23 protein-coding genes and 5 tRNA genes are annotated in these 23,803 nt (G+C 71.2%); 18 read left to right on the top strand and 10 right to left on the bottom strand.

Annotated features, from left to right (window positions below):
* Positions 1 to 126 precede the first annotated feature (126 nt).
* Both ACZ7MY_RS15950 and ACZ7MY_RS15945 read left to right on the top strand, forming a co-directional pair.
* Positions 127 to 417, top strand: a complete 291-nt coding sequence (locus ACZ7MY_RS15950) for a hypothetical protein (protein WP_499602253.1) — start codon at positions 127 to 129, stop codon at positions 415 to 417.
* A 131-nt stretch (positions 418 to 548) separates the two neighbouring features.
* On the top strand, positions 549 to 1,055 hold the full coding sequence (locus ACZ7MY_RS15945) for a hypothetical protein (protein ID WP_499602251.1): 507 nt from the start codon (positions 549 to 551) through the stop codon (positions 1,053 to 1,055).
* A 195-nt stretch (positions 1,056 to 1,250) separates the two neighbouring features.
* Here ACZ7MY_RS15945 and ACZ7MY_RS15940 read toward each other — a convergent pair whose 3' ends face one another.
* Positions 1,251 to 2,084: an MOSC domain-containing protein gene (locus ACZ7MY_RS15940; RefSeq protein WP_499602250.1), complete on the bottom strand. Its 834-nt coding sequence runs from the start codon at positions 2,082 to 2,084 to the stop codon at positions 1,251 to 1,253.
* A 68-nt stretch (positions 2,085 to 2,152) separates the two neighbouring features.
* Between ACZ7MY_RS15940 and ACZ7MY_RS15935 the strand changes: the two genes are divergently transcribed.
* The 5 genes from ACZ7MY_RS15935 (at position 2,153) to ACZ7MY_RS15915 (ending at position 6,698) form a co-directional block, all read left to right on the top strand.
* A complete protein-coding gene (locus tag ACZ7MY_RS15935) occupies positions 2,153 to 2,632 on the top strand; it encodes a GNAT family N-acetyltransferase (protein ID WP_499602248.1) in 480 nt (159 codons plus the stop codon).
* A 94-nt stretch (positions 2,633 to 2,726) separates the two neighbouring features.
* Positions 2,727 to 3,803 (top strand): HpcH/HpaI aldolase/citrate lyase family protein, encoded by a 1,077-nt coding sequence (locus ACZ7MY_RS15930; RefSeq protein ID WP_499602247.1) that lies wholly within the window; start codon positions 2,727 to 2,729, stop codon positions 3,801 to 3,803.
* Positions 3,800 to 4,672 carry an HpcH/HpaI aldolase/citrate lyase family protein gene (locus ACZ7MY_RS15925; protein WP_499602245.1) on the top strand — a complete coding sequence of 291 codons (873 nt, stop codon included), beginning with the start codon at positions 3,800 to 3,802 and terminating at the stop codon, positions 4,670 to 4,672. The genes ACZ7MY_RS15930 and ACZ7MY_RS15925 overlap by 4 nt, the downstream gene beginning before the upstream one ends.
* A 167-nt stretch (positions 4,673 to 4,839) precedes the next feature.
* The gene (locus ACZ7MY_RS15920) at positions 4,840 to 6,462 is read left to right on the top strand and encodes an acyl-CoA carboxylase subunit beta (protein ID WP_499602243.1); all 1,623 of its coding nucleotides are present in this window, start codon (positions 4,840 to 4,842) and stop codon (positions 6,460 to 6,462) included.
* Between the two features lie 17 nt (positions 6,463 to 6,479).
* Complete coding sequence (locus tag ACZ7MY_RS15915) at positions 6,480 to 6,698, top strand: acyl-CoA carboxylase epsilon subunit (RefSeq protein ID WP_089224994.1); 219 nt, start codon at positions 6,480 to 6,482, stop codon at positions 6,696 to 6,698.
* Between the two features lie 156 nt (positions 6,699 to 6,854).
* On the opposite strand, the gene ACZ7MY_RS15910 is transcribed toward ACZ7MY_RS15915, so the two are convergent.
* The 8 genes from ACZ7MY_RS15910 to ACZ7MY_RS15875 form a co-directional block, all read right to left on the bottom strand.
* On the bottom strand, positions 6,855 to 7,433 hold the full coding sequence (locus ACZ7MY_RS15910; protein WP_089224993.1) for a GTP-binding protein: 579 nt from the start codon (positions 7,431 to 7,433) through the stop codon (positions 6,855 to 6,857).
* Positions 7,414 to 7,974, bottom strand: coding sequence for a DUF742 domain-containing protein (locus tag ACZ7MY_RS15905; protein ID WP_499602242.1), 561 nt, complete (start codon positions 7,972 to 7,974; stop codon positions 7,414 to 7,416). The genes ACZ7MY_RS15910 and ACZ7MY_RS15905 overlap by 20 nt, the downstream gene beginning before the upstream one ends.
* A gap of 71 nt (positions 7,975 to 8,045) precedes the next feature.
* Complete coding sequence (locus ACZ7MY_RS15900) at positions 8,046 to 8,459, bottom strand: roadblock/LC7 domain-containing protein (protein ID WP_018562059.1); 414 nt, start codon at positions 8,457 to 8,459, stop codon at positions 8,046 to 8,048.
* Between the two features lie 9 nt (positions 8,460 to 8,468).
* Positions 8,469 to 11,582, bottom strand: coding sequence for a sensor histidine kinase (locus tag ACZ7MY_RS15895; RefSeq protein ID WP_499602240.1), 3,114 nt, complete (start codon positions 11,580 to 11,582; stop codon positions 8,469 to 8,471).
* 462 nt (positions 11,583 to 12,044) lie between these two features.
* Complete coding sequence (locus ACZ7MY_RS15890; RefSeq protein WP_450395134.1) at positions 12,045 to 12,653, bottom strand: GTP-binding protein; 609 nt, start codon at positions 12,651 to 12,653, stop codon at positions 12,045 to 12,047.
* Positions 12,634 to 13,041, bottom strand: coding sequence for a DUF742 domain-containing protein (locus tag ACZ7MY_RS15885; protein ID WP_018562062.1), 408 nt, complete (start codon positions 13,039 to 13,041; stop codon positions 12,634 to 12,636). Before ACZ7MY_RS15885 ends, ACZ7MY_RS15890 begins: the two co-directional genes overlap by 20 nt.
* Positions 13,042 to 13,117: 76 nt before the next feature.
* Entirely contained in the window at positions 13,118 to 13,531 is a 414-nt protein-coding gene (locus ACZ7MY_RS15880) for a roadblock/LC7 domain-containing protein (RefSeq protein ID WP_018562063.1), read from the bottom strand.
* A gap of 9 nt (positions 13,532 to 13,540) precedes the next feature.
* On the bottom strand, positions 13,541 to 17,095 hold the full coding sequence (locus ACZ7MY_RS15875; protein ID WP_499602238.1) for a sensor histidine kinase: 3,555 nt from the start codon (positions 17,093 to 17,095) through the stop codon (positions 13,541 to 13,543).
* 565 nt (positions 17,096 to 17,660) lie between these two features.
* Between ACZ7MY_RS15875 and ACZ7MY_RS15870 the strand changes: the two genes are divergently transcribed.
* From ACZ7MY_RS15870 to ACZ7MY_RS15825, 10 genes are all read left to right on the top strand, one after another.
* Positions 17,661 to 17,849 (top strand): hypothetical protein, encoded by a 189-nt coding sequence (locus tag ACZ7MY_RS15870; protein WP_499602236.1) that lies wholly within the window; start codon positions 17,661 to 17,663, stop codon positions 17,847 to 17,849.
* 85 nt (positions 17,850 to 17,934) lie between these two features.
* The gene (locus tag ACZ7MY_RS15865) at positions 17,935 to 18,726 is read left to right on the top strand and encodes a fumarylacetoacetate hydrolase family protein (RefSeq protein WP_499602234.1); all 792 of its coding nucleotides are present in this window, start codon (positions 17,935 to 17,937) and stop codon (positions 18,724 to 18,726) included.
* Entirely contained in the window at positions 18,719 to 20,203 is a 1,485-nt protein-coding gene (gene gltX, locus ACZ7MY_RS15860; RefSeq protein WP_499602233.1) for a glutamate--tRNA ligase, read from the top strand. The genes ACZ7MY_RS15865 and gltX overlap by 8 nt, the downstream gene beginning before the upstream one ends.
* Before the next feature lie 69 nt (positions 20,204 to 20,272).
* Entirely contained in the window at positions 20,273 to 21,232 is a 960-nt protein-coding gene (locus tag ACZ7MY_RS15855; RefSeq protein ID WP_499602231.1) for a pseudouridine synthase, read from the top strand.
* 9 nt (positions 21,233 to 21,241) lie between these two features.
* Entirely contained in the window at positions 21,242 to 21,961 is a 720-nt protein-coding gene (locus tag ACZ7MY_RS15850; RefSeq protein WP_499602229.1) for an HAD family hydrolase, read from the top strand.
* 88 nt (positions 21,962 to 22,049) lie between these two features.
* Positions 22,050 to 22,121 (top strand) — tRNA-Gln (locus ACZ7MY_RS15845).
* 17 nt (positions 22,122 to 22,138) lie between these two features.
* Positions 22,139 to 22,211, top strand: a tRNA-Glu gene (locus ACZ7MY_RS15840).
* A 27-nt stretch (positions 22,212 to 22,238) separates the two neighbouring features.
* Positions 22,239 to 22,311 (top strand) — tRNA-Glu (locus tag ACZ7MY_RS15835).
* 12 nt (positions 22,312 to 22,323) lie between these two features.
* Positions 22,324 to 22,395 (top strand) — tRNA-Gln (locus ACZ7MY_RS15830).
* An 18-nt stretch (positions 22,396 to 22,413) separates the two neighbouring features.
* Positions 22,414 to 22,486 (top strand) — tRNA-Glu (locus ACZ7MY_RS15825).
* 89 nt (positions 22,487 to 22,575) lie between these two features.
* Here the strand turns inward: ACZ7MY_RS15825 and ACZ7MY_RS15820 are convergent.
* Complete coding sequence (locus ACZ7MY_RS15820; protein ID WP_499602227.1) at positions 22,576 to 23,220, bottom strand: MerR family transcriptional regulator; 645 nt, start codon at positions 23,218 to 23,220, stop codon at positions 22,576 to 22,578.
* Between the two features lie 81 nt (positions 23,221 to 23,301).
* Here ACZ7MY_RS15820 and ACZ7MY_RS15815 point away from each other — a divergent pair, with 81 nt between their 5' ends.
* Positions 23,302 to 23,802, top strand: coding sequence for a DUF4188 domain-containing protein (locus tag ACZ7MY_RS15815; RefSeq protein WP_499602226.1), 501 nt, complete (start codon positions 23,302 to 23,304; stop codon positions 23,800 to 23,802).
* Position 23,803 lies beyond the last annotated feature (1 nt).

Genomic DNA, 23,803 nt, shown 5'->3' with positions numbered 1-23,803 from the left:
TTGCAGATTTCGCCCTCCGGCCCTCTGCCGCATGTCCTCCATGTGCCCCGGCCGGGTTGAGGCACCATCCGCGCGTACCAGATTCCAGGGAAGAAGAAAGTCATGCGCGCCAAGCGAAGCATCGCATTGCTGGCAAGCCCCCTCGTCGCGGCCGCGGCGCTGGCGTTCTCGTCGGCGGTACCGGCAACGGCACACGCGGACACAGCGCACCATGCGACGGCGTCCGCGCAGCAGGCTCCCAGCAAGGACGACCCTAAGTACCAGCAGGGTTACAACGCCGGGCTCCTCGACGGACGCTTCGACGGAAAGTCCTGCTCCTACTACGACTCCTACAGCCCGGAGACGACGAACTCGAAGTACAAGTCGGGCTACTCCAGCGGCTACAACGTCGGCTACAGCGCCAAGTGCGCCCACTAGCGCCCCGCGGGATCCGCGTGCGTGCGCCCCGACTGCCGCGCATACGCGCGTAGAACACCGGGCACACTCCTCCTGCTCCACCTGCACCGCCGCCCCACCGGAAGCACGGCCCCCAGCAGGAGGAATCGCCCATGAAGTTCCGCTCCGTCCTGAGCGCGCTCGTCCTCGCGCTCGGGGTGCTGTTCGCGCCCGGCGTCGGTCTCGCCGCGTCCCACGACGCCTACGCCGTCACGAAGCTGACGCATGCCCAGGCCACCACGATGTTCCGCAACGCCGGGATCACCTGGTCCTCGTCAGGCGGCTGTTCCAACCGCAACAACGCGACCTGCACGTCCTTCGACCAGCTCAACCAGCCGACCGCTCAGGGTGCGGTGACCCTCAAGCACGCCACCGGATGCGCCCTGAACATCACCGGCGGCACCGAGACCGGTCACGCGAGCGGCACCTACTCGCACTGGAACGGCTACAAGCTCGATTACGGCAAGAACAGTTGCGTCACCAACTACATCCACAGCGCCTTCACCTACATCGGCCTGCGCGGTGACGGCGCCCCCCAGTACCGCTCCGGCTCGGGCAACGTCTACGCCGACGAGGGCAACCACTGGGACGTCCTCTACTACAACTGCGGCGGCTGCTGAGCCCGTTCGGTGAGCCGCCCGCGGCCCGGTCCCGGCCGGGCCGCGGGCGGTCCTCTCTTGCGTGGCGCGCAGCCGGGCGACGAGGTCCGCGATGGTCCGCGTTCCCGCCGAAGTCATCAACGCCGGGCGGCCGTTCGCGCCGGTTCCACTTCCACGGCACGCGGCGCGGTGTGCGCGGCCGGTGCGGGAGGGGCCTCACGCCCAGGCCAGGACCTCCACCGGGTCGCCGACCGCGATCGTGCCCGGCCGGAGCACCGCCGCCTTCATCGCGAAGCTCACCTTGTTGCCGTACTCCGGCTCGCGCCGGTAGCCGGCCAGGGTGCGCACCGGCTCCGGGCCCGCCGTACGACCGGTCGCCTGGTCGACGAGCGGCACGGAGCAGCGCATCGCGCGCACGGAGTAGCCGAGCCGGGCGGTGCCGGCGTCCATGACCCGCACCCGGTCCTCGGTGTGGGGCTCGGTCCAGCCGACGACCACGACGTTGGGCCGGAAGCGGTCCACGGGCACGGGTGCGCCACCGCGTTCGGTGATGCGCCGGTTGAGGTCGTCGAGCGAGGCCAGCGAGGCCACCGAGAGGGGGTGGGCGTCGGCGAAGTTGACCTTGCCCGGGTGCTCGCCCCAGCCGTCCCGGTCGAAGCCCGGACGCACGCGCACCAGGCGCGAGGGCGCGCCCAGCGCCTCGGAGAACCAGCGCGCGGCCTCCTCGCCCTGGTCCACCGCCGGCCCCAGCGGCCGGCCGAACAGGACGACCTCGCGCGGCGGCCCCTCGTACGCCACCTCCAGCGCCAGCTCCCCGGCGCCGGGCGCCGACAGCGCCAGGTGCTTGCCGTCGTCGGCGACCTCCGCGCGCACCACCGCCATCCGCGGCAGCGTCCGCTGGCTGCGGAAGGTCCCGTCGGCCGCGTCGACCACCATGAACGTACGGTCGTGGACCAGACCGGTCGCGGTGACGGAGGCGTTCGCCAGCGGCACGCCGGCGCAGCCCTTGACGGGGTAGCAGGTCAGCGAGTGCACGGTCGCTGAGGTCATGGGGCTCGTCCTTCCGGGGCGGGTAAACCCATTCGATCACGCCCCCGGGCCCGGCGTAGGTTCATCGCGTGACCGACGACACAGCGATACGGATCAGGGGCGCGCGGGGCGCGGACGCGGACGCGATCACCGCCGTCTTCCTCGCCTCCCGGGCCGCCGCCATGCCCTGGCTGCCCCGGCTGCACACCGACGCCGAGACCCGGTGGTGGGTCGCGAACGTGGTGCTGGAGCAGTGCCGGGTGTGGCTCGCGGAGGAGACCGGCACGGGTGCCGCGGCCGGCTTCGCGGCGCTCGACGGCGACTGGCTGGAGCACCTCTACCTGCGGCCCGACGCGCGCGGACGCGGCATCGGGACGCGGCTGCTGGAGGAGGTCGTGCGCCACCACCCGGACGGCCCACTGTCGTTGCACGTCTTCCGGCGCAACACCGCGGCCCGCGCGTTCTACGAACGGCGCGGCTTCCGGGCCGTCCCCGGCAGCGGGAGCACCGCGAACGAGGAGGGCGAGCCGGACCTGACCTACCGTCTGCCGTCCGTGGCGGACCGGTGACCAACGGCACACGTACCGACCAGTAACGCGAGCACCCCGCGGATCATAGGGTGAGCGCCGTACGCTCCCCAACCCTCGAACCCCGGGAGACCGCATGCGTTCCGCGAAGGACTTCTTCCGACCGCTGGCCGTGGGGGCCCCGGCCCCCGTACGGGAAGTGCCGTTCCGGCCGTCGCGGATGATCCACTTCTTCGATCCGAGCAACGAGAAGATGGCGGCGAAGGTCCCCTCCATCGCCCCCAAGGTGGACGTCCTGCTGGGCAACCTGGAGGACGCCGTCTCCGCCGACCGCAAGGAGGCCGCCCGTGCGGGGCTGGTCGCCACGGCCAAGGCCAACGACTTCGGCGACACCCAGCTGTGGACCCGGATCAACAGCCTCGACTCGCCCTGGGCGCTGGACGACCTGCTGACCCTGGTCGCCGAGATCGGCCACAAGCTCGACGTCGTGATGGTGCCCAAGGTCGAGGGCGCCGAGGACATCCACTACGTCGACCGGCTGCTCGCCCAGTTGGAGGCCAAGGCGGGCGTCGAGCGGCCGATCCTCGTCCACGCGATCCTGGAGACCGCGACGGGCGTGGCGGCCGTCGAGGAGATCGCCGGTGCCAGCCCCCGGATGCAGGGCATCTCCCTCGGCCCGGCCGACCTGGCGGCGAGCCGCCGCATGAAGACCACCCGCGTCGGCGGGGGACACCCCGGGTACCTCGTGCGGGAGGACCCCAAGGACCCCGACATGGAGCTGCCGCGGCTGACCTTCCAGCAGGACCTGTGGCACTACACGATCGCGCGGATGGTCGACGCCTGCGCCGCGCACGGGATCCTGCCCTACTACGGCCCCTTCGGCGACATCAAGGACACCACCGCCTGCGAGGACCAGTTCCGCAACGCCTTCCTGCTCGGCTGCGTCGGCGCGTGGAGCCTGCACCCGGTCCAGATCGACATCGCCAAGCGGGTCTTCTCCCCGGCGCCGGCGGACGTGGCCTGGGCGCGCCGGGTCATCGACGCCATGGGCGACGGCACCGGCGCGGTGATGATCGACGGCAAGATGCAGGACGACGCCACGGTCAAGCAGTGCCACGTCGTCGTCGAGCTCGCGGAGGCGCTGGCCGCCCGCGACCCGGAGCTGGCCGAGGCGTACGAGTCCGCGTACAAGGAGCAGGAGCAGAACCGATGACCGACGCGATCCTGCGGCCGCGCCGCTCCGTCCTGTACATGCCCGGTGCGAACGAGCGCGCCCTGGAGAAGGCGAAGACCCTCCCCACCGACGCGCTCATCCTCGACCTGGAGGACTCCGTCGCGCCCGACGCCAAGGCCGACGCCCGCAAGCGGGTCGCCGCGGCCGCCGCCTCGGGCGAGTACGGGTACCGGGAGGTCACCATCCGGGTGAACTCGCCGGGCACCCCCTGGCACGAGGACGACCTGCGGGCCGCCGCCGAGGCGGGTCCGGACGCCGTGGTCGTCCCCAAGGTCGACTCGGCGGCGACCGTGCACGCCGTCGAGCGCGCCCTGGAGGCCGCCGGCGCCCCGGACCGCACCGCCATCTGGGCGATGGTGGAGACCCCGCGCGCGATGCTGGACGCCCGGGCTGTCGCGGCGGCCTCGGAGCGGCTGCGCGTGCTGGTCATGGGCACCAACGACCTCGCCAAGGAGCTGCACGCCGAGCACGTCCCGGGCCGCGCCCCGCTGCTCACCGGGCTCTCCCTCGCCCTTCTGGGTGCACGCGAGGCAGGCAAGGTGATTTTGGACGGTGTCTACAACGACGTCACGGACGAGACCGGCTTCGAGGCCGAGTGTGTCCAGGGCCGGCAGTGCGGCTTCGACGGCAAGACCCTCATCCACCCCCGGCAGGTGGGGATCTGCAACAGGGTCTTCGCCCCCTCGGAGGAGGAAGCCGACAAGGCGCGGCGCGTCATCGCGGCCTTCGAGGAGGCCGTGGCCGAGGGCCGCGGGGTCGTCACGGTGGACGGCCGGATGGTCGAGAACCTCCATGTGGATGACGCCCGGCGTGTCCTTGCCCTGGCCGAGGCGGTATCCGGAAGGTAGCGCTCCCGTAGAGTCCGGGTGGACGACCGCTACAAAGAAAAGGTCCCGCACGTGCCGTGCGGGGCCTTTCTTGTGTTGGTTCTGTCCAGATGCTCCATGAAGCGGGTCCGGACACTGTACGAAGTCGACGCCGATTTCGGCGGCCCTCCGCTCGTATGGTCGATGGCATGAGCGTTTTGGACGAGGTGCCGACCCAGCCCGCCGAGGCCGGAGGGGCCGAAGAGGCCGCGCAGCCGGCGAACGACGCCCGCGGGCGCGTCGCGGAACTGCGCGCCATCCGCGAGCAGGTCCGGCTCGGCCCCAGCGAGAAGGCCACCCAGGCCCAGAAGGCCAAGGGCAAGCTGACCGCGCGCGAGCGCATCGAGCTGCTGCTCGACGAGGGCACCTTCAACGAGGTCGAGCCGCTGCGCCGGCACCGCGCCAGCGGCTTCGGCCTGGAGGCGAAGAAGCCCTACACCGACGGTGTCATCACCGGCTGGGGCACCGTCCACGGGCGGACCGTCTTCGTGTACGCCCATGACTTCCGGATTTTCGGCGGCGCGCTGGGCGAGGCCCACGCCAGCAAGATCCACAAGATCATGGACATGGCGATCTCGGCCGGCGCCCCGCTGGTCTCGCTCAACGACGGTGCCGGCGCCCGCATCCAGGAGGGCGTCTCGGCGCTCGCCGGCTACGGCGGCATCTTCCAGCGCAACACCCGCGCCTCCGGTGTGATCCCGCAGATCTCCGTGATGCTCGGCCCCTGCGCCGGCGGCGCCGCGTACTCCCCGGCCCTGACCGACTTCGTGTTCATGGTCCGCGAGACGTCCCAGATGTTCATCACCGGCCCGGACGTCGTCCAGGCCGTCACCGGCGAGAAGATCTCCCAGAACGGGCTCGGCGGCGCCGACGTCCACTCGGAGGTCTCCGGCGTCTCGCACTTCGCGTACGACGACGAGCAGACCTGCCTCGAGGAGGTCCGCTACCTGCTGTCGATGCTGCCGCAGAACAACCGCGAGAACCCCCCGTCGATCCCCGCGGCGGACCCGGCCGACCGGCGCGGCGACGTCCTGCTGGACATCGTCCCCGCCGACGGCAACCGCTCGTACGACATGCACCAGGTCATCGAGGAGCTCGTCGACGACGGCGAGTACCTGGAGATCCACGAGCGCTGGGCGACCAACATCATCGTGGCCCTGGCCCGCCTCGACGGCCAGGTCGTCGGCATCATCGCCAACCAGCCCGCCTCCCTCGCCGGCGTCCTCGACATCGAGGCCAGCGAGAAGGCCGCGCGCTTCGTGCAGATGTGCGACGCCTTCAACATCCCGCTCCTCACCCTTCTGGACGTACCCGGCTTCCTCCCCGGCGTCGACCAGGAGCACGGTGGGATCATCCGGCACGGCGCCAAGCTGCTGTACGCGTACTGCAACGCGACCGTGCCCCGGATCTCGCTGATCCTGCGCAAGGCGTACGGAGGTGCCTACATCGTCATGGACAGCCAGTCGATCGGCGCCGACCTGACCTACGCCTGGCCGACCAACGAGATCGCCGTCATGGGCGCCGAGGGCGCCGCGAACGTGATCTTCCGCCGCCAGATCGCCGAGGCCGACGACCCCGACGCCATGCGCGCCCGCATGGTGAAGGAGTACAAGTCCGAGCTGATGCACCCCTACTACGCCGCCGAGCGCGGCCTGGTGGACGACGTGATCGACCCGGCCGAGACGCGCGAGGTCCTCATCCGCTCGCTCGCGATGCTGCGCACCAAGCACGCCGACCTGCCGTCCCGCAAGCACGGCAACCCGCCCCAGTAAGGGAGAAGACGAACCCCGTGAGCACCCCTGCCGACAGCACCTCCGCCGCCCTCGTGCGCGTGGAGCGCGGCCACGCCAGCGACGAGGAACTGGCCGCCCTCACCGCTGTCCTGCTCGCCCGCGCCGCGGCCCAGGGCCAGGACGCGACCGACTACGTCAAGCCCCGCTCCACGGCCGGCTGGCGCCGCCTGGAGCGGCAGTCCGGCTTCAGCGCGCCCCACAGCTGGCGCAGCTGACCCTCCGGCCCCGTACGGCGGCGCGGCACCCCTTCCCGGGTGCCGCGCCGCCGTCGTCGTACGGGCCGGGCGGTCGCCGTCCCGGGCGCGAGGACAACGCGAAGGCCCCGCACATCCCGTGCGGGGCCTTTCGCGTCGTCGCGGGAGCGGGGACCGCTACCGCAGGCGCGCCATCAGCGCGTGCTCGACCAGCGTGATGAGCGCGCTCTTCGCCTCGGCGCGGTGCCGGGCGTCCGTGATGATGATGGGTGCCTCGGGACCGATCTGGAGGGCCTCGCGGACTTCCTCCGGGTTGTACGGCTGGTGGCCGTCGAAGCCGTTGAGGGCGATGACGAACGGCAGGCCGCTGTTCTCGAAGTAGTCGACCGCGGGGAAGCAGTCGGCCAGCCGGCGGGTGTCCACGAGGACGACCGCGCCGATGGCGCCGCGCACCAGGTCGTCCCACATGAACCAGAAGCGGTCCTGGCCCGGGGTACCGAACAGGTAGAGGATCAGGTCCTCGTCCAGGGTGATGCGGCCGAAGTCCATCGCCACGGTCGTCGTGGTCTTGTCCGGCGCGTGCGTCAGATCGTCGATCCCCGCGGAGGCGGAGGTCATCACGGCTTCGGTACGCAGCGGGTTGATCTCCGATACGGCACCGACGAACGTGGTCTTGCCCACGCCGAAGCCGCCCGCCACCACGATCTTCGCCGAGGTGGTTGAGCGAGCTGGACCGCTAGAGCTTGCGAAGTCCACTGAGCACCCTTTCGAGCAGTGTCACGTCTGGCTGTCCGCCCGAGGCATCGTCGCCACCGGGCTGGTGAATGGCGACGAGCCCGGCCTCCGCCAGGTCGGCGACGAGGATTCGGGCGACGCCGAGGGGGATGGAGAGGAGCGCGGAGATCTCCGCGACCGACTTGATCTCCCGGCAGAGGATGCAGATCCGCTGGTGCTCCGGCAACTGGCCCCGCAGCTGGGCCGGATCGGCGGTCGTGCTGACCAGTGCCTCGATGGCGAGCTGGTAGCGCGGCCGGGTGCGGCCTCCGGTCATGGCGTAGGGGCGTACCAGACCGGACGGCGTCCTGGCGCGCCCGGTCTGAGCTGTCCGAGGCGGTGGCGCCTGCGGGGGTTCGTACGGCTGGATCCTCGGCTGCCGGTGCGGCGGCATGGGGCCGGGGTTCCCCCCACCGTGGGAGGGGGGTGGCTCCTGGCTCGGTGCCGAGGGGAAGTTGAACCGCTTCAGGGGCGGCTGCTGTTGGTGATTGCCGTACTGATCTCCGCCTGGGGGCGTTGCCACGGTTCCTCCTCCAGCTGGGTAGCGCGTCTGAAAACCCTACGGGTCCCCAGACGCGCCCGCATGCCTGTCCGTTAGTTGAGCAGGCTGCCCTGCAATTCCGCACGCAGATCGGGGGTGAGCACATTGCCCGCCCGGTCGACCAGCAGGGCCATCTCGTAGCCCACGAGGCCGATGTCGCACTCGGGGTGCGCCAGCACGGCCAGCGAGGAGCCGTCCGAGACGGACATGATGAAGAGGAAGCCGCGCTCCATCTCCACGACGGTCTGGTTCACGTGGCCGCCCTCGAAGATGCGCGAGGCACCCGCGGTCAGCGAGGTCAGACCGGAGGCCACCGCGGCCAGCTGGTCCGCGCGGTCCCTCGGGAATCCTTCGGACATCGCCAGCAGCAGGCCGTCGGCAGAGACCACAACCGTATGGGAGACCCCTGGGGTCTGGTCCACGAAACTGGTGATCAACCAGTTCAGGTTCTGTGCCGCCTGGCTCATCGGACTCAACTAACGCTCCTGGTGCTTGGGGCCGAAGCCCTGGCCGTTCGTGTCAGTTCCCGCAGTGCGTCCCTGCTGGACACCGCGCCGGAGATTGCTCAGCCGGCCGCGGACGTCCTCGGGTGCACGGGAGACCATGGGGCCGCCCTGCGGAGTCTGCTGTGCGGTGCCCGGGACCAGGTTGGCCTTGGGGACCCGCCGGGGCAGGCCGGAGGGGGTGACCCCGCCCGCCTTGGGCTTGCGGGCCTGTTCGGCCCGCTGCCAGTTCTCGTCGTTCGTGGAGCGCCAGTCGGACTCCCCGTCCGGCGCCGGAGCGGAGGGCGCCGGCTGCGCCGGGAAGGCCTCCGCCGCCTGGGGCTCCGGCTGCGCCGGAACCGCCTGGCCGGACTGCTGCCACCCGCGGTCGCGGCGCGGCAGGCCCGCGTCGGTCACCGAGGAGTGCAGCGGGCCGGTGGTCGGACCCGGTCGGTCGAAGCCTACGCGGTCCGGGGCCTCGAAGGGGGCGGCTGCGGCGGAATCGGTCGCGGGCTGCCCGGGGAAGCCCTGCGGCTGGGCCGTCTGCGGCAGGTCCCCGGGCGTCGCCGTCCACTGCTCCTGCGCGTAGCCGTTCTGCTGCTGCCAGTCCTCCTGGGCGGCGTAGCCGTTCTGCGGAGCGGCGTACCCCTGCTCGGCGAAGGCGCCGTCGGTGTACACCGGCTCCTGGAAGCTGGGCTGGGCGTCGTAGCCGTGCTGCTCCTGGAACGGCTGGGCCTGCGGCTCCTGGAAGCCCTGCCCGTCGAAGCCGTTCGCGGGGAAACCGCTGTCCTGGAAGCCGCTGTCCTGGAACCCGTTGTCCTGGAAGGGGGTCTCCTGGAACGCGGCCTCGGCGGCGGTCTCCTGGAAGACCTGCTCCTGCGCCTCGCCCTCGAAGGGCGGGCGCTCCGCGGTGCGGTCGCCGGCCGCGGCCTCGAGCTGGGCGCGGCGCTGGTCGCGCATGAGCGAACGGCCGACCGGGTCGAGCGAGCGGGCGTCCTCCGGTGCCTCGGCCCGCTCGTAGCGCGAGTCGTCGAAACCGAGCTCCGCGGCGGTCGGCCCGTAGGCGGCGAACTGCGGGGTCTCGAGTTCCGGCACGATCCGGGACACGGTGAAGTCGTCGTCCAGCGGCATCTCCTCGCCACCGCCACCGTGGGTGATCGGCTCGGGGAGCATGACCAGCGAGGTGGTGCCGGCCTGCTCGCCCGACGGGCGGAGCTGGACGCGGATGCCGTGCCGGTCGGCGAGGCGGCCGACCACGAACAGGCCCATGCGCTTGGAGATCGACGCGTCGACGGTCGGCGGGTCGGCCAGCTTGTGGTTGATGTCCGCGAAGTCCTCGGCGGTGAGGCCGATGCCCTTGTCGTGGATCTCGACCATGACGCGGCCGTCGGGCAGCCGGGTGGCGGTGACCCGCACCTTGGTCTGCGGCGAGGAGAAGGTGGTGGCGTTCTCCAGCAGCTCGGCGAGCAGGTGTACGAGGTCGGTCACGGCGGTGCCGTGGATCTCGGTCTCCGGTATGCCGACCAGCTCGATGCGGTCGTACGCCTCCACCTCGGAGGCCGCGGCGCGGAGCACGTCGACCAGCGGGACCGGCTGGTTCCAGCGGCGGCCGGGCTCCTCGCCCGCGAGGACCAGGAGGTTCTCGCCGTTGCGGCGCATACGGGTCGCCAGGTGGTCCAGCTTGAAGAGGTTCGCCAGCTGGTCCGGCTCCGCCTCGTTGTTCTCCAGGTCCGTGATCAGCGTCAGCTGGCGCTGGATGAGGCCCTGGTTGCGGCGGGAGAGGTTGGTGAAGATCGCGTTGACGTTGCCGCGGAGCAGTGCCTGCTCGGCGGCGAGCCGTACGGCCTCGCGGTGGATCTGGTCGAAGGCGCGGGCGACCTCGCCGATCTCGTCGTTGGAGGTGATCGGGATCGCCTGGACGCGGGTGTCGACCTTGCCCGGGTCGGTGCGCGAGAGCTGGTCGACCAGGCCGGGCAGGCGCTGCTCGGCGACCTCGAAGGCCGAGGTGCGCAGGCGGCGCATGCTGTTGCTCATGGAGCGGGCGACCATCGCGGCCACGATGAAGGCGATGATCAGCGCCACCAGCACGACGGCGGAGTTGACGATCGCGTCGATGCGGGCGCTGTTGGCGAGGTCGTTCGCGTCGCTGTACGCCTGGTCGGCCAGGTGCTGCTCGACGTTCTTGTAGGCGTCGAACGCGAGGGTGCTCGCGCCGAACCAGCTCTCGACGGTCAGGCCCTGGGACTTGAGCTGCTCGGGGCCCTGGCCGGAGGCGATCAGCTTGATCATGGTCTCGAGGTTCGGCGGCGCCTTGAAGGGCTGGCCCGCGTCCTTGGCCGCCTGCGCGGCCTGGGCGGCCTGCGCCTTGCCCTTCTCCAGCGCCGCGGCCTGCTCGTCGAGCAGCCGGCGGTAGTCCGCGTCGGTGCCGCCGCCGCGGAACTCCTCGAGGGCGACCTGCTGGAGGTAGGCGTACGAGGTGAAGGCGGTGAGCTGGAGCTGCAGCTCACCGTCGGCCAGCTTGCTGCGGTCCTCGACCAGCAGGTGGGTGCCGATGGAGCGGGTCAGCGACTCGGCGGCCTTGGTCAGTTCGAGCGCGTAGAGGGTGCGGCCGTAGGAGGCGATGCTGTCGGTGCCGTAGCCCAGTTCGTTCGCGAGCTCCATCAGCGGGTGCTGGACCTCGACGTACTTCTCCTCGGTCTGCACGCCCGGGAGCTGCCGGGTGAAGGCCGTGTCGCGCAGCTTCGCCAGGACCTTCTCGCCCTCGCGGATGTTCTCCACGCGGCGCTGCAACCGGTCGGTCACGGGCAGCTGGGCGACGGCCGCGTCGAACTTCGCGGCGGCCTGGTCGGTGGCCGCACGGGTCGCGACGACGTTCTTGTTGTCGGCGTCGCCGGCCAGCAGGGGAACCACGCTGAGGTCGCGCTCGTTCAGGATGGCGTTCGCGTAGTCCACGGCCGCGCGCACGGCGCTGGCGGTGCGTACGGCGTCGTCCGCGTCCTGCCAGGTCTGCACCGAGCTCTGCACCCGGAAGCCGCCGAAGACCAGGGCGACCAGCACCGGGATGAGGAGGATGACGTTCAGACGGGTTGCCACCCGCCAGTTGCGCATGGCGAACCGGCTGCCCGTGCTCGCCACCGGCGCGGGAGCGGTGCCGGACTCGGGGTCAGTGACCTGCGCCGTGCCGTACCGCGCAGGCGGGGTGAAATTGCCACGCGGGTGGTCCGCGGGACCCGGCTCTGCTCGCCTCGTGTTCCTCACTCGACCAACAACCTCTCGGCGACGGCGCGGGCGGCGCCGTTCCTACTCTCGGGTTTCGATGAATTCCAGCACGTCATGGGGGTGCTCCACAAACGTCCGGCGAGGACTGCGAACCCATGATCACGCGCCGGTTAAAACGGGCATAAGCGTAAAGCGGTGGCAATTCACTGGTTCGATGTGTGCGCAGTGAAGCCGACTGGGCGCGGGGGGTGTTCGGGTTGTTCCGATTCGCGGTCGAAACGTTATGAACAGAAGGACCGGCCATGTCAAAAGACACAGCCGGTCCATACGCGAAGTGGCAAGCTGGAACGCTTACTTGAGACGAGCGAGCAGCGCGTGTTCCACGAGCGTGATGAGCGCGCTCTTCGCCTCGGCGCGGTGCCGCGCGTCCGTGGTGATGATGGGGGCGTCCGGGCCGATCTGCAGCGCCTCCCGGACCTCGTCGGGCGTGTACGGCTGGTGGCCGTCGAAGCCGTTGAGGGCGATGACGAACGGCAGGCCGCTGTTCTCGAAGTAGTCGACCGCGGGGAAGCAGTCGGCCAGTCGGCGGGTGTCGACCAGGACGACGGCGCCGATGGCACCGCGGACCAGGTCGTCCCACATGAACCAGAAGCGGTCCTGGCCCGGCGTACCGAACAGGTACAGGATCAGGTCGTCGTCGAGCGTGATACGACCGAAGTCCATCGCCACGGTCGTGGTGGTCTTGTCGGCCACGTGCGTCAGATCGTCCACGCCCGCGGACGCCGAGGTCATCACGGCCTCCGTGCGGAGCGGGTTGATCTCCGAGACCGCTCCGACGAACGTGGTCTTGCCCACGCCGAAGCCACCCGCCACCACGATCTTCGCCGAGGTGGTGGACCGGGCCGCGGGCGGCGCACCGTACGCCGCCTGCTGCCCCGGCCTAGAGCTTGCGAAGTCCACTGAGCACCCTTTCGAGCAGTGTCACATCAGGCTGTCCGCCGGCCTCGCCACTGCTCGGCTGGTGGATGGCGACCATACCGGCCTCAGCCAGGTCGGCCACCAGAATCCGGGCCACTCCCAGCGGGATCCCCAGCAGTGCGGAGATCTCGGCGACCGACTTGATCTCCATGCACAGGTGGCAGATGCGCTGGTGTTCGGGGAGTAGCCCCTGGAAGGCACTCGCGTCCGCGCTGGTGCTGACCAGCGCCTCGATGGCGAGCTGGTAGCGGGGCCGGGTGCGACCACCGGTCATGGCGTACGGCCGCACCAGCGGCTGGTCGCCTTCATCCCCGTACGGCGCATGGTGGGGCGCGCCGTACGGGCCGGGCGAGGCGGGCGGCGGGGTCATGAATGGTCCTCCGGGTAAGAGCGGACGCGTGTCGCGAGTAGTCATGGGGCGTGCATTCGGCCGGGCTCCGGAGAGCTCAGCCCATCAGGCTGCCTTGGAGTTCTGCGCGCAGGTCGGGGGTGAGGACGGCGCCCGCTCGGTCGACGAGCAGGGCCATCTCGTAGCCCACGAGGCCGATGTCGCACTCGGGGTGCGCCAGGACGGCGAGTGAGGACCCGTCCGAGACCGACATCAGGAGGAGGAAGCCGCGCTCCATCTCCACGACGGTCTGGTTGACGCTGCCGCCCTCGAAGATGCGGGACGCGCCCGCGGTCAGCGAGGTCAGGCCGGAGGCCACCGCGGCCAGCTGGTCGGCGCGGTCACGGGGGAAACCCTCGGACATGGCCAGCAGCAGGCCGTCGGCGGATACGACCACGGTGTGGGACACCCCGGGGGTGTTGTCCACGAAGTTGGTGATCAACCAGTTCAGATTCTGTGCCGCCTGGCTCATCTGACTCAACTAACGCTCCTGCTGGTGAGTGGTGCCAAAGCCGCGGCCGTCGGTCGTTCCCGTACCGGCCTGGCGGCCCTGCTGGATACCGCGACGGAGGTTGGTCAGGCGTCCGCGCACGTCGTCGGGGGCCCGGGAAATCTGCGGACCGCCCTGTGGGGCTTGCTGGGGAGCACCGGCTCCCGGGACGAGGTTGGCCTTGGGGACCCGCCGCGGCAGACCGGAGGGGGTGACCCCGCCGGCGGACGGCTGGCGCACCTGACCGGCGCGCTCCCAGACCTCGTCGTTCGGCGAGGAGCGCCACGACGCCGGCTCGCGCCGCGGGGGCTGCGGCGGCTGCGTGGGCGGTGCCGGGTGCGCGGGCGGCGCGGGGTGCTCGGCGCGGGCCCGCTGCGGCTGCTGCGGCTGCTGCGGGTGGTGCTGCGGCGCCGGCTGCTGCGGGCGCTGCGGCGGCCGGGTGGGCGCTCCGGCGTTCATGCCGTTGCCGTTCAGCTGCGGGGCGGCCGGGCCGCTCTCGACGTGCACCTGCTGCATGCGCTCCGCACGCCCGGTACGGAACCAGTCCGACTCGAGGGAGTCGAAGATCGGGCTGGGCTCGTCCGCGCGGATCGGGGCCGGCGGCAGTGCCATCGGCTCGCTGGCGGCCGGCAGCGGGTGCCGGTCGGCCTGCGGAGCCGCGGGACGCTGCTGCGGTATACCCGGCTCCTGGGCGTAGGCCCCTGAGTGCCGCGGACCCTGCGGGGCCGCCGGAGCGGCCTGCGGGGCCTCCGGCGCCTGCTGGTACTGCGGCGCCTGCGGGTACTGGGGCGCCTGCTGGTACTGCGGTGCCTCCGGCGCCTGCTGGTACTGGGGCGCCTGCGGGGCCTGCGGGTACTGAGGCGCCTGCGGGGCCGCGGGGCGCTGGAAGACGTCGCTGCGGGTGAACTGGCCCTGCTGCTGCGGGACATGGCCACCGTGCTGCGGCATCTGCGGAGCCGGGGGCATGTGCGGGGCCTGCGGCGCCTGGGGGCCACCGTACGCCGGCCCCGTGTTCGGCATCGCGTTGAAGTCCGGGCGCTCGAACTGCGCCGTGGACTCCAGGTCCTCGTGACCGCGCGGCATGTCGGCCTCGGGGCCGTGGGCCGCGCCCATCGGCTGCGGGGCCGCCGGACGCTGCGGGGGCGCCGCGGGCCGCTGGGGCTGCTGCGGACGGCCCTGGCCACCGGGGACCTGCTCGTTGGCCCAGCTCGGGCCGGAGCGCTGCGGGCCGGGGGCCGCGGGGGCGCCGGGGCCGGCCGGACGGCCGCCCTGCGGGCCCATGCCGGGACCGGAGTTGAGGGCCGGACGGGCCCCGGAGCCGGAGACCTGGCCGCGCTGGCCACCGCGGTGCATGCCCGCGAGGCCCGTGCCGGCGCCGCCGCCCATGGCCGCCGGCGGAGGACCGCCCGGAGCCGCGGCGGGGGCACCGCCCGGCTGCTGGCCGCGGTTGCCCGCGCCCGGCTGCGGCTTGGCGCCGCCCTGGGTGACGTCCACCGGCAGCATGACGAGCGCGGTGGTGCCGCCCGAGTCGGACGGACGGAGCTGGATCCGGATGCCGTGCCGCAGGGACAGGCGGCCGACCACGAACAGACCCATGCGGCGGGAGACGGAGACGTCCACCGTCGGCGGGTTCGCGAGCCGCTCGTTGATGTCGGCGAGGTCCTCCGGGGAGAGACCGATGCCGGTGTCGTGGATCTCGATCAGCACGCGGCCGTCGGGCAGCGCGTGACCGGTGACCCGCACCTTGGTCTGCGGGGAGGAGAACGAGGTCGCGTTCTCCAGCAGCTCCGCGAGCAGGTGGACGAGGTCGTTGACGACTCGGCCGGTGACCTCGACCGCGGGCACCGAGGTGAGCTCGATGCGCTCGTACTGCTCCACCTCGGAGGCCGCGGCGCGGAGGACGTCGACCAGCGGGACCGGGCGGGTCCAGCGGCGGCCGGGCTCCTCGCCCGCGAGGACGAGGAGGTTTTCGCCGTTCCGGCGCATACGGGTCGCGAGGTGGTCGAGCTTGAAGAGGCTGGACAGCTGGTCCGGGTCGGCCTCGCGGGACTCCAGTTCGGAGATCAGGCTCAGCTGACGCTGGATCAGGCCCTGGCTGCGGCGCGAGAGGTTGGTGAACATCGCGTTGACGTTCCCTCGCAGCAGCGCCTGCTCGGCGGCGAGACGGACGGCCTCGCGGTGGACCTCGTCGAACGCGCGGGCCACCTGGCCGATTTCGTCGCGCGTGTGGATGCCGATCGACTCGACCGAGGTGTCGACGTCCTGCGGGTCGGACTCGGAGAGCTGCTTGACCAGCTCGGGCAGTCGCTTCTGGGCGACTTCCTGGGCGGTGTCCTGCAGCCGGCGCAGCGAGCGGACCATGGACCGGGCGACGACGAAGGCGCCGACGACCGAGATGCCGAGCACGAGGAGGATCAGCGCACCGCTGAGGATGGCCTCTTGCTGGGCCTCGTCGCGCAGCGTCAGGGCCTTCTGCTGCATCTGCTGCAGAAGGGTCTGCTCGATCTGGCCCATGACCTGGAGCTTGGTCTTGGCCGCGTCGTCCCAGTCCAGGTAGCCGCCCTGGAAGTTCTGGATGCTGGACTCGGACGCCGTGATGCGGGCGGCCTGGTCGTTGACGGTGTTGACGACGTCGTTGCCGCCGTTGAGGCCCTTGAGGAGGGTCTCGGCGTTCGACCGGCCGTAGATCTGGGTGAACTGCTTCAGCTCCGTGGCCTCGGAGCGGAAGGTGCCCTGGAGGTAGCGGAAGTCGTTGGAGCTGAGCTGGTGGTTGTGGGCCAGCGCGGCGCTGATCACGGCGCGCTGGATGGAGTCGAACTCCTTGGCGGCCGAGAAGGCCGCCAGCGCGCGGGTACTGGAGATCATGTCCGGGTTACCGGTCGCCTCGGCCATCTCCTGGGAGAGGTCGATCAGCGACTGGATCAGCTCGTTGTACTCGCTGGCGGTCTGCGCGATGTACTCGGGCTGCTCGTAGGCACGCTCTCGGATGGGACCCAGGCTGCCGAGCTGCCGGTTGATCGTGGTGATCGAGGCGTTGACGCCCGTGAGGTCAGGCGAGACCTGGTTGGCGGCGTTGACGAACGCCGTGCGCGCGAGCTTGGTCTTCTCCCTCGCGGCCTCGATGTTGTCGTCGTCCTTGTCCACGGGCGTGCTGGACAGCGGGCCGGCGGAGACGTCTCGCTCCTCCTGGAGCGCGGCGGCCAGCTTGGTCGCCTGCTCCGTGAGGTCGGTCAGCGAGGTCATTGCCTCCAGCTGCTGCACGTTCTCCAGCGAGCTCTGGATGCGCAGCGCACCCAGCGTGGTCGCCGCGACCACCGGCAGCGCGAGCAGCGACACCAGACGCGTGCTGATGCGCCAGTTGCGCATGGCTATCCGGGAGCCGTGCTTCGGGCCGGTGCGCACACCGCTTCCCGGCGTGACGTCGCTCTGCGCGCCCGCGGTTCCGGCGTCTGCGGTTTCCTCCCGGCGGGCAGGACCGTGTTCGGTCCCACCGCGCTGCTCCGGGTCGCCCGCAGCGCCGCCATCCCTCTTGAAACGTCCCTGCACTAGCGTCGCAACCTCTGGACCAGGCGTCCCCCGCACGGGCGGCAGGACGGTGTCGAGTCTTCGGAGTCCCGCCCTCCCCGGCGGATACCCATTGGCCGCCGCCGCTCGGCGATCGCACGCTCCCCCCTGCGCGCCGGCATCTGTTGATACGGCGGTCCGGGGAATTCCAGCACAGTGCCGGACGTCCAACAAGGGCCGACAGGTTTCGAGTGGAATACGTGACTCAGCGCGTCCGATGGATCACACGGTGTCGGTGCGCTTTCGGCTGTCTTCCGGCAATCCGGGCTTTCTCCAGGGGAGTTCGACCCCCTTGGCCGCTGCCCGGCTGCTGCCAACCGGGGGTGAAGAGTCCGGTTGGGCCGTGATGTCGGATTCGAGGGCATCGGCCGGCCGACCGATTCGTCCTGCTTGTCCTCGCGTTCGTGAGGAAAATCACACGCTGTCAGTTGTATTGGGCATCCGGATCGGGGAATGGGCGCCGATAGATTGACGTTTGACACAGCCGTGTACTACGTCAACCGCGCCTCGCCAGGCGCCCGGTACAACACGAGGTTCTGACCGGCCCATGAAGACGACCATGATCATGCGACCCATAGCCAACCCGCGCCGCACCACCCTCGCGCACCTCACGGACGCCGAGGACACGCGGACCGCAGAGGTCGCCCCGGCCGTCGAGGCCACGGATGCGGTCGTGCTTCCCCGGCAGACCGCCAACCCCCGCCGCACCGTGCTGACGGAGCTGCCGACCGCCTGAGGCGCGGCTCGGCGGGCGGGTCGGGCAGCCACCCCCGGGATAACCTGGAGCGTCAGTCTCCGGCCAGTGAGGTGAGCTGCTTCCCGTGCGCATCGCCAGGTTCTCCATCGACGGCAATGTCGCCTTCGGCGTCGTCGAGGGCGACGAGTCCGTCCCGGACGGACTCGTCCTCGACATCATCAAGGGCATCCCGTTCGCCGAGTACGAGCGCTCCGGCACCAAGGTGCCGCTGAGCAAGGTCCGGCTGCTGCCGCCCGTGCTCCCCAGCAAGGTCGTCGCGATCGGCCGGAACTACGCCGAGCACGCCGCCGAACTCGGCAACGATGTGCCGGAGGTCCCGGTCGCCTTCTTCAAGCCGTCCACCTCGGTGATCGGCCCCGGCGACCCCATCGTGTACCCCTCCTTCTCGCAGGAGGTGCACCACGAGGCCGAGCTCGCCGTCGTCATCGGCCGGCTGTGCCGTGAGGTCCCGCGCGAGCGCGTCGCCGAGGTCGTCCTCGGCTACACCTGCGCCAACGACGTCACCGCGCGGGACGCCCAGAAGGCCGAGAAGCAGTGGGCGCGCGCCAAGGGCTTCGACTCCTCGTGCCCCATCGGCCCCTGGATCGAGACCGACCTCGACCTCGCCGCCGCGAACGACCTCGCCGTCACCGCGACCGTCAACGGCGAACTCCGCCAGTCCGGCCGCACGAGCCAGATGATCCGGTCCGTCGAGGACCTGATCGTCCACGTCACCGAGGCCATGACGCTGCTCCCGGGCGACGTCGTCCTCACCGGCACCCCGGCGGGCGTCGGCCCGCTCCACGTCGGCGACGAGGTCGCCGTCACCATCGAAGGCATCGGCACTCTCACCAACAAGGTGATCAAGCGTGACTAGCGCAGCTCCCGTACGCGTACGTTTCTGCCCCTCGCCGACCGGCAACCCCCACGTGGGCCTGGTCCGCACCGCCCTGTTCAACTGGGCGTTCGCCCGGCACCACCAGGGCGCCCTGGTCTTCCGCATCGAGGACACCGACGCCGCCCGCGACTCCGAGGAGTCGTACCAGCAACTGCTGGAGGCCATGCGCTGGCTCGGCTTCGACTGGGACGAGGGCCCCGAGGTCGGCGGCCCGCACGCGCCCTACCGGCAGTCGCAGCGCATGGACGTCTACAAGGACGTCGCCGCGAAGCTGCTGGAGTCCGGCCACGCGTACAAGTGCTACTGCACCACCGAGGAGCTCGACGAGCGCCGCGAGGCCGCCCGCGCCGCCGGCCGTCCCTCCGGCTACGACGGCCACTGCCGCGACCTCACCGCCGAGCAGGTCGACGCGTACGAGCGCGAGGGCCGCGAGCCGATCGTCCGCTTCCGCATGCCCGACGAGACGATCACCTTCACCGACCTGGTGCGCGGCGAGCTGACCTTCACCCCGGACAACGTGCCCGACTACGGCATCGTCCGGGCCAACGGCGCCCCGCTCTACACGCTGGTCAACCCGGTCGACGACGCGCTGATGGAGATCACGCACGTGCTGCGCGGCGAGGACCTGCTGTCCTCCACCCCGCGCCAGATCGCGCTCTACCGCGCGCTCGCCGAGATCGGCGTCGGCAACGGCACCACCCCGCACTTCGGCCACCTGCCGTACGTCATGGGCGAGGGCAACAAGAAGCTCTCCAAGCGCGACCCGCAGTCCTCCCTCAACCTCTACCGGGAGCGCGGCTTCCTCCCCGAGGGCCTGCTGAACTACCTGTCGCTGCTCGGGTGGTCGCTCTCCGCCGACCGCGACGTCTTCAGCGTCGAGGAGATGGTGGCCGCCTTCGACATCGACGCGGTCAACGCCAACCCGGCGCGCTTCGACCTCAAGAAGGCCGAGTCGATCAACGGCGACCACATCCGCATGCTGGATGTGAAGACGTTCGTCGAGGCCTGCGGGCCGTGGCTGAAGGCCCCGTTCGCCCCCTGGGCGCCCGAGGCGTTCGACCAGGCCGCCTTCGAGGCGGTCGCGCCGCACGCGCAGACCCGTCTGACCGTGCTCTCCGACATCACCGACAACGTCGACTTCCTCTTCCTCGACACGCCGGTGGAGGACGAGGCGTCCTGGCAGAAGGCGATGAAGGACCCGGCCGCCGCCTCGGCGCTGCTGACCACCGCCCGGGAGAACCTGGCGGCCGCCGACTGGAACGCCGAGGCCCTGAAGGACGCGGTCCTCGCCGCCGGCGAGACCCACGGCCTCAAGCTCGGCAAGGCCCAGGCGCCGGTACGCGTCGCCGTCACCGGCCGCACCGTCGGCCTGCCGCTCTTCGAGTCCCTCGAAGTGCTCGGCCGTGAGCGCACCCTGGCCCGCGTCGACGCCACCCTGGCGAAGCTCGCCGGCTGACCGCGGTACGCCGAACCGCCCCGGGCCCTCCACCAGGCGCCCGGGGCGGCACGCCTCCCGGACCACCTCGTGCGCCGCAGGACCAGGCCCCCGGTACCCCCGCTGCCCCAGCGCCGCGGGGTCGATCCCGTACGCGTCCGGCTGCCCGGCACCGGCACCTGGACGACGGTCCGCGACCACCTGGTGGACCGCTTCGGCACGGCGGTTCCCCCGGAACGGGTGGACGCCATGTTCGCGGCGGGCGAGGTGCACGGCGCCGAAGGCCCGCTCGCACCCGACGCCGCCTACCACCCGGGCGGCCACGTCTGGTTCCACCGGGAGCTGCCGGAGGAGGCCCCGGTGCCCTTCGCGATCGAAGTGCTCCACCGCGACGACCGGCTGCTCGTCGTCGACAAGCCGCACTTCCTCGCCACCATGCCGCGCGGCGCCCACGTCGTGCAGACGGCGCTGACCCGGCTGCGCCACGACCTCGCGCTGCCCGAGCTCAGCCCGGCCCACCGGCTCGACCGGCTGACGGCGGGCGTGGTGATGTTCGTCGTCCGCCCCGAGCTGCGCGGCGCCTACCAGACGATCTTCCGCGACCGGCTGGTGCGCAAGGAGTACGAGGCCGTGGCCCGGCACGACCCCGCCCTGGTGCTGCCGCGCACGGTGGAGAGCCGGATCGTGAAGGAACGCGGTGAAATGGCGGCCCGCGAGGTCCCCGGCGAGCCCAACGCCCGCAGCCACGTGGAACTGCTGGACCACCGCGACGGACTCGCGCGCTACCGGCTCCGCCCCGAGACCGGCCGGACCCACCAGTTGCGGGTGCACATGAACGGCCTGGGCCTGCCGATCCTCGGCGACCCCGTCTACCCGCACGTCCTGCCGCCCGCCGCGCCCGGCGACTTCTCCCGTCCGCTGCGGCTGCTGGCCCGGGCGCTGGAGTTCGAGGACCCCGTGACGGGCGAGGCACGCCGTTTCGAGAGCCGCCGGAGGCTGTTCACCGGGTGGCCGCCGGCCACCGGCACCCCGGACGGAGTACCGGGCTAGAGTCGGCATATGCCGATCCGCGCCGTGCTCTGGGACATCGACGACACGATCTTCGACTACTCCGGTGCCGAGCGGTCCGGCGCGCTGCGTCACCTCGAGGCCGAGGGTCTGCTCGGCGCGTTCGGCGGCGAGGAGCGGGCGCTGCACACCTGGCGCGAGGTGATGGAGACGCACTACGCGCGCTTCCTCACCGGGGAACTGACCTTCACCGAGCACCGCAGGGAGCGCGTCCGGGCCCTCCTGGGTCCGTCCGTGCCCGACACCGAGGCCGACGCCTGGTTCGCGGCCTACTACGTGCACTTCGAGGCCGCCTGGGCGGTCTTCCCCGACGTCCTGCCGGCGCTGGACGCCCTCACCCCCCACTACCGGCACGGTCTGCTGTCCAACTCCAGCACCGCCCACCAGGAGCGCAAGCTGTCCCGGCTCGGGATCCGCGACCGCTTCGAGTGCCTGGTGTGCTCGCAGGAACTCGGGCACGCCAAGCCCGCGCCGGAGGCCTTCCTCGGAGCGTGCCGGGCGCTCGGGCTGCCGCCGGAGGAGGTCGCCTACGTGGGCGACAAGGCCGACACCGACGCGCGCGGCGCGGACGCGGCGGGCCTGTACGGGGTGTGGCTGGACCGTACGGGTTCCGTCACCGCGCCGGACCTGCGCCGGATCACCGGGCTCGGGGAGCTGCCCGCACTTCTGGCGGCGGATACTCGTTTTGGAGCCCCGTCACCGATCGGGTAATGTTCTTCCTGCGCCGCCCGGGCGGGCCGAAAAGGCCGGCACGGGAAGCGCGGCCAAACAAAACCCCCTGCGGGGGGTTGAGTTTTGGTGGGGTATGGTGTAATTGGCAGCACGACTGATTCTGGTTCAGTTAGTCTAGGTTCGAGTCCTGGTACCCCAGCGCAGATCTTCTGCAAAGCCCCCGTTGTGTAGCGGCCTAGCACGCTGCCCTCTCAAGGCAGTAGCGCCGGTTCGAATCCGGTCGGGGGTACGGATCTCTCTCGCAGGGATCGCTAGGGCCCCCGTTGTGTAGCGGCCTAGCACGCCGCCCTCTCAAGGCGGTAGCGCCGGTTCGAATCCGGTCGGGGGTACTTGACACACCATGGGGTATGGTGTAATTGGCAGCACGAGTGATTCTGGTTCATTTAGTCTAGGTTCGAGTCCTGGTACCCCAGCGTATTTCCTGAAGACTTGCCCCCGTTGTGTAGCGGCCTAGCACGCCGCCCTCTCAAGGCGGTAGCGCCGGTTCGAATCCGGTCGGGGGTACATCGGGGAGAGGCCCTCCGCTTCGGCGGGGGGCCTCTCCCGTTTCCGCCGGTCCCGACCCCCGCCCGGCACCTTCCCGGCGTTCCGGGTCACTCAACTCCGAAGCGGCGCCGGGACTCCTCGGCCTCGGCGAGCCGGCGCAGGCCCAGCAGCACGGGTTCGTAGAGCACGGTGAGCGTCACCGCGGCCGCCGCCTGTTCGAGCGGGGTGTCGTACGTCTCGACCAGATCCAGGTCGTGGACGGCCTGTTGGGCGGCGAGCCGCGCGTACGGCGCCAAGTGCCGTGCGCTGCTGGGGTATCCGAGGCGGGTCAGGGCGGCGACCGCCGTGACGAGCATCCGGTACGCGGGGGAGGGGCCGTACTCCTCGCTGCCGTAGCGCCAGCCGAGTTCGGCCATCAACCGGTCCACCTCGCGGCGGGCCGTGCCGGTCGCCGGGTCGTCCTCGTCGGGCTCCGGGCCGTGCGGCAGGACGAAGGTGGCGGCGCCGAGCCGCGTGTGCCGGCCGAGCGACTCGTCCTCCACCGCGGCGAGCACCTCGCGGGCGGTGGTCACCGGCACCTTGCCGACCTGGATCAGCGCCCGGACGAACCGCAGCCGGCGCAGGTGGTCCTCCCCGTACTCGGCTTGCGTGGCCGTCACGCGGCGGCCGGCCGGGAGCAGGCCCTCGCGCAGGTAGTACTTGATCGTGGCCGTCGCCACGCCGCTGCGTTCGCTCAACTCCGCCAGTCGCATTCCCTTGCGCCCTCCATCGGATAGTGGCACTATCTAAGCATGGATAGTGCCACTATCCAACACGACCGACAGGGGTTCCTCATGTCCGCGCAGGTGATTCCGGGCCGCAACACCGCCGCCGCCGAGGGGGGCATCGTGGTGTTCCTCATCGGGATGCGGATCAACCGCTTCCGGTCCCTCGGCAGCTGGCTGCCGGTCTTCCGTGCGATGCCCCGCATGCTGCGGGAGCTGTCGCAGGACGACGGGAGCGGGTTCCTGGGGTACCGGTTGCTGTTCGGCGGGCCCCGGGTGATCTACGTCGTCCAGTACTGGAGGTCCACGGAGCAGCTCTTCGCGTACGCCTCGCAGCAGGACAAGCAGCACCGGCCCGCGTGGGCGGCGTTCAACCGCCGCGCGCGGGCCGGCAAGGGCAGAGTGGGCTTCTGGCACGAGACGTACGCGACGCCGGCGGGCGCCTACGAGTCCGTCTACGTCGACATGCCCGCCTTCGGGCTGGGTGCCGCGACGGGCGTGGTCCCGGTGGGACGCCGGGGCGAGACGGCGGCCCAGCGGCTGAAGGCGGGTGAGGAGCGGGCGGCCTGAG

The organism is Streptomyces sp. NPDC111520, assembly GCF_055635295.1.
This window is presented reverse-complemented; position numbering and strand designations above follow the sequence as displayed.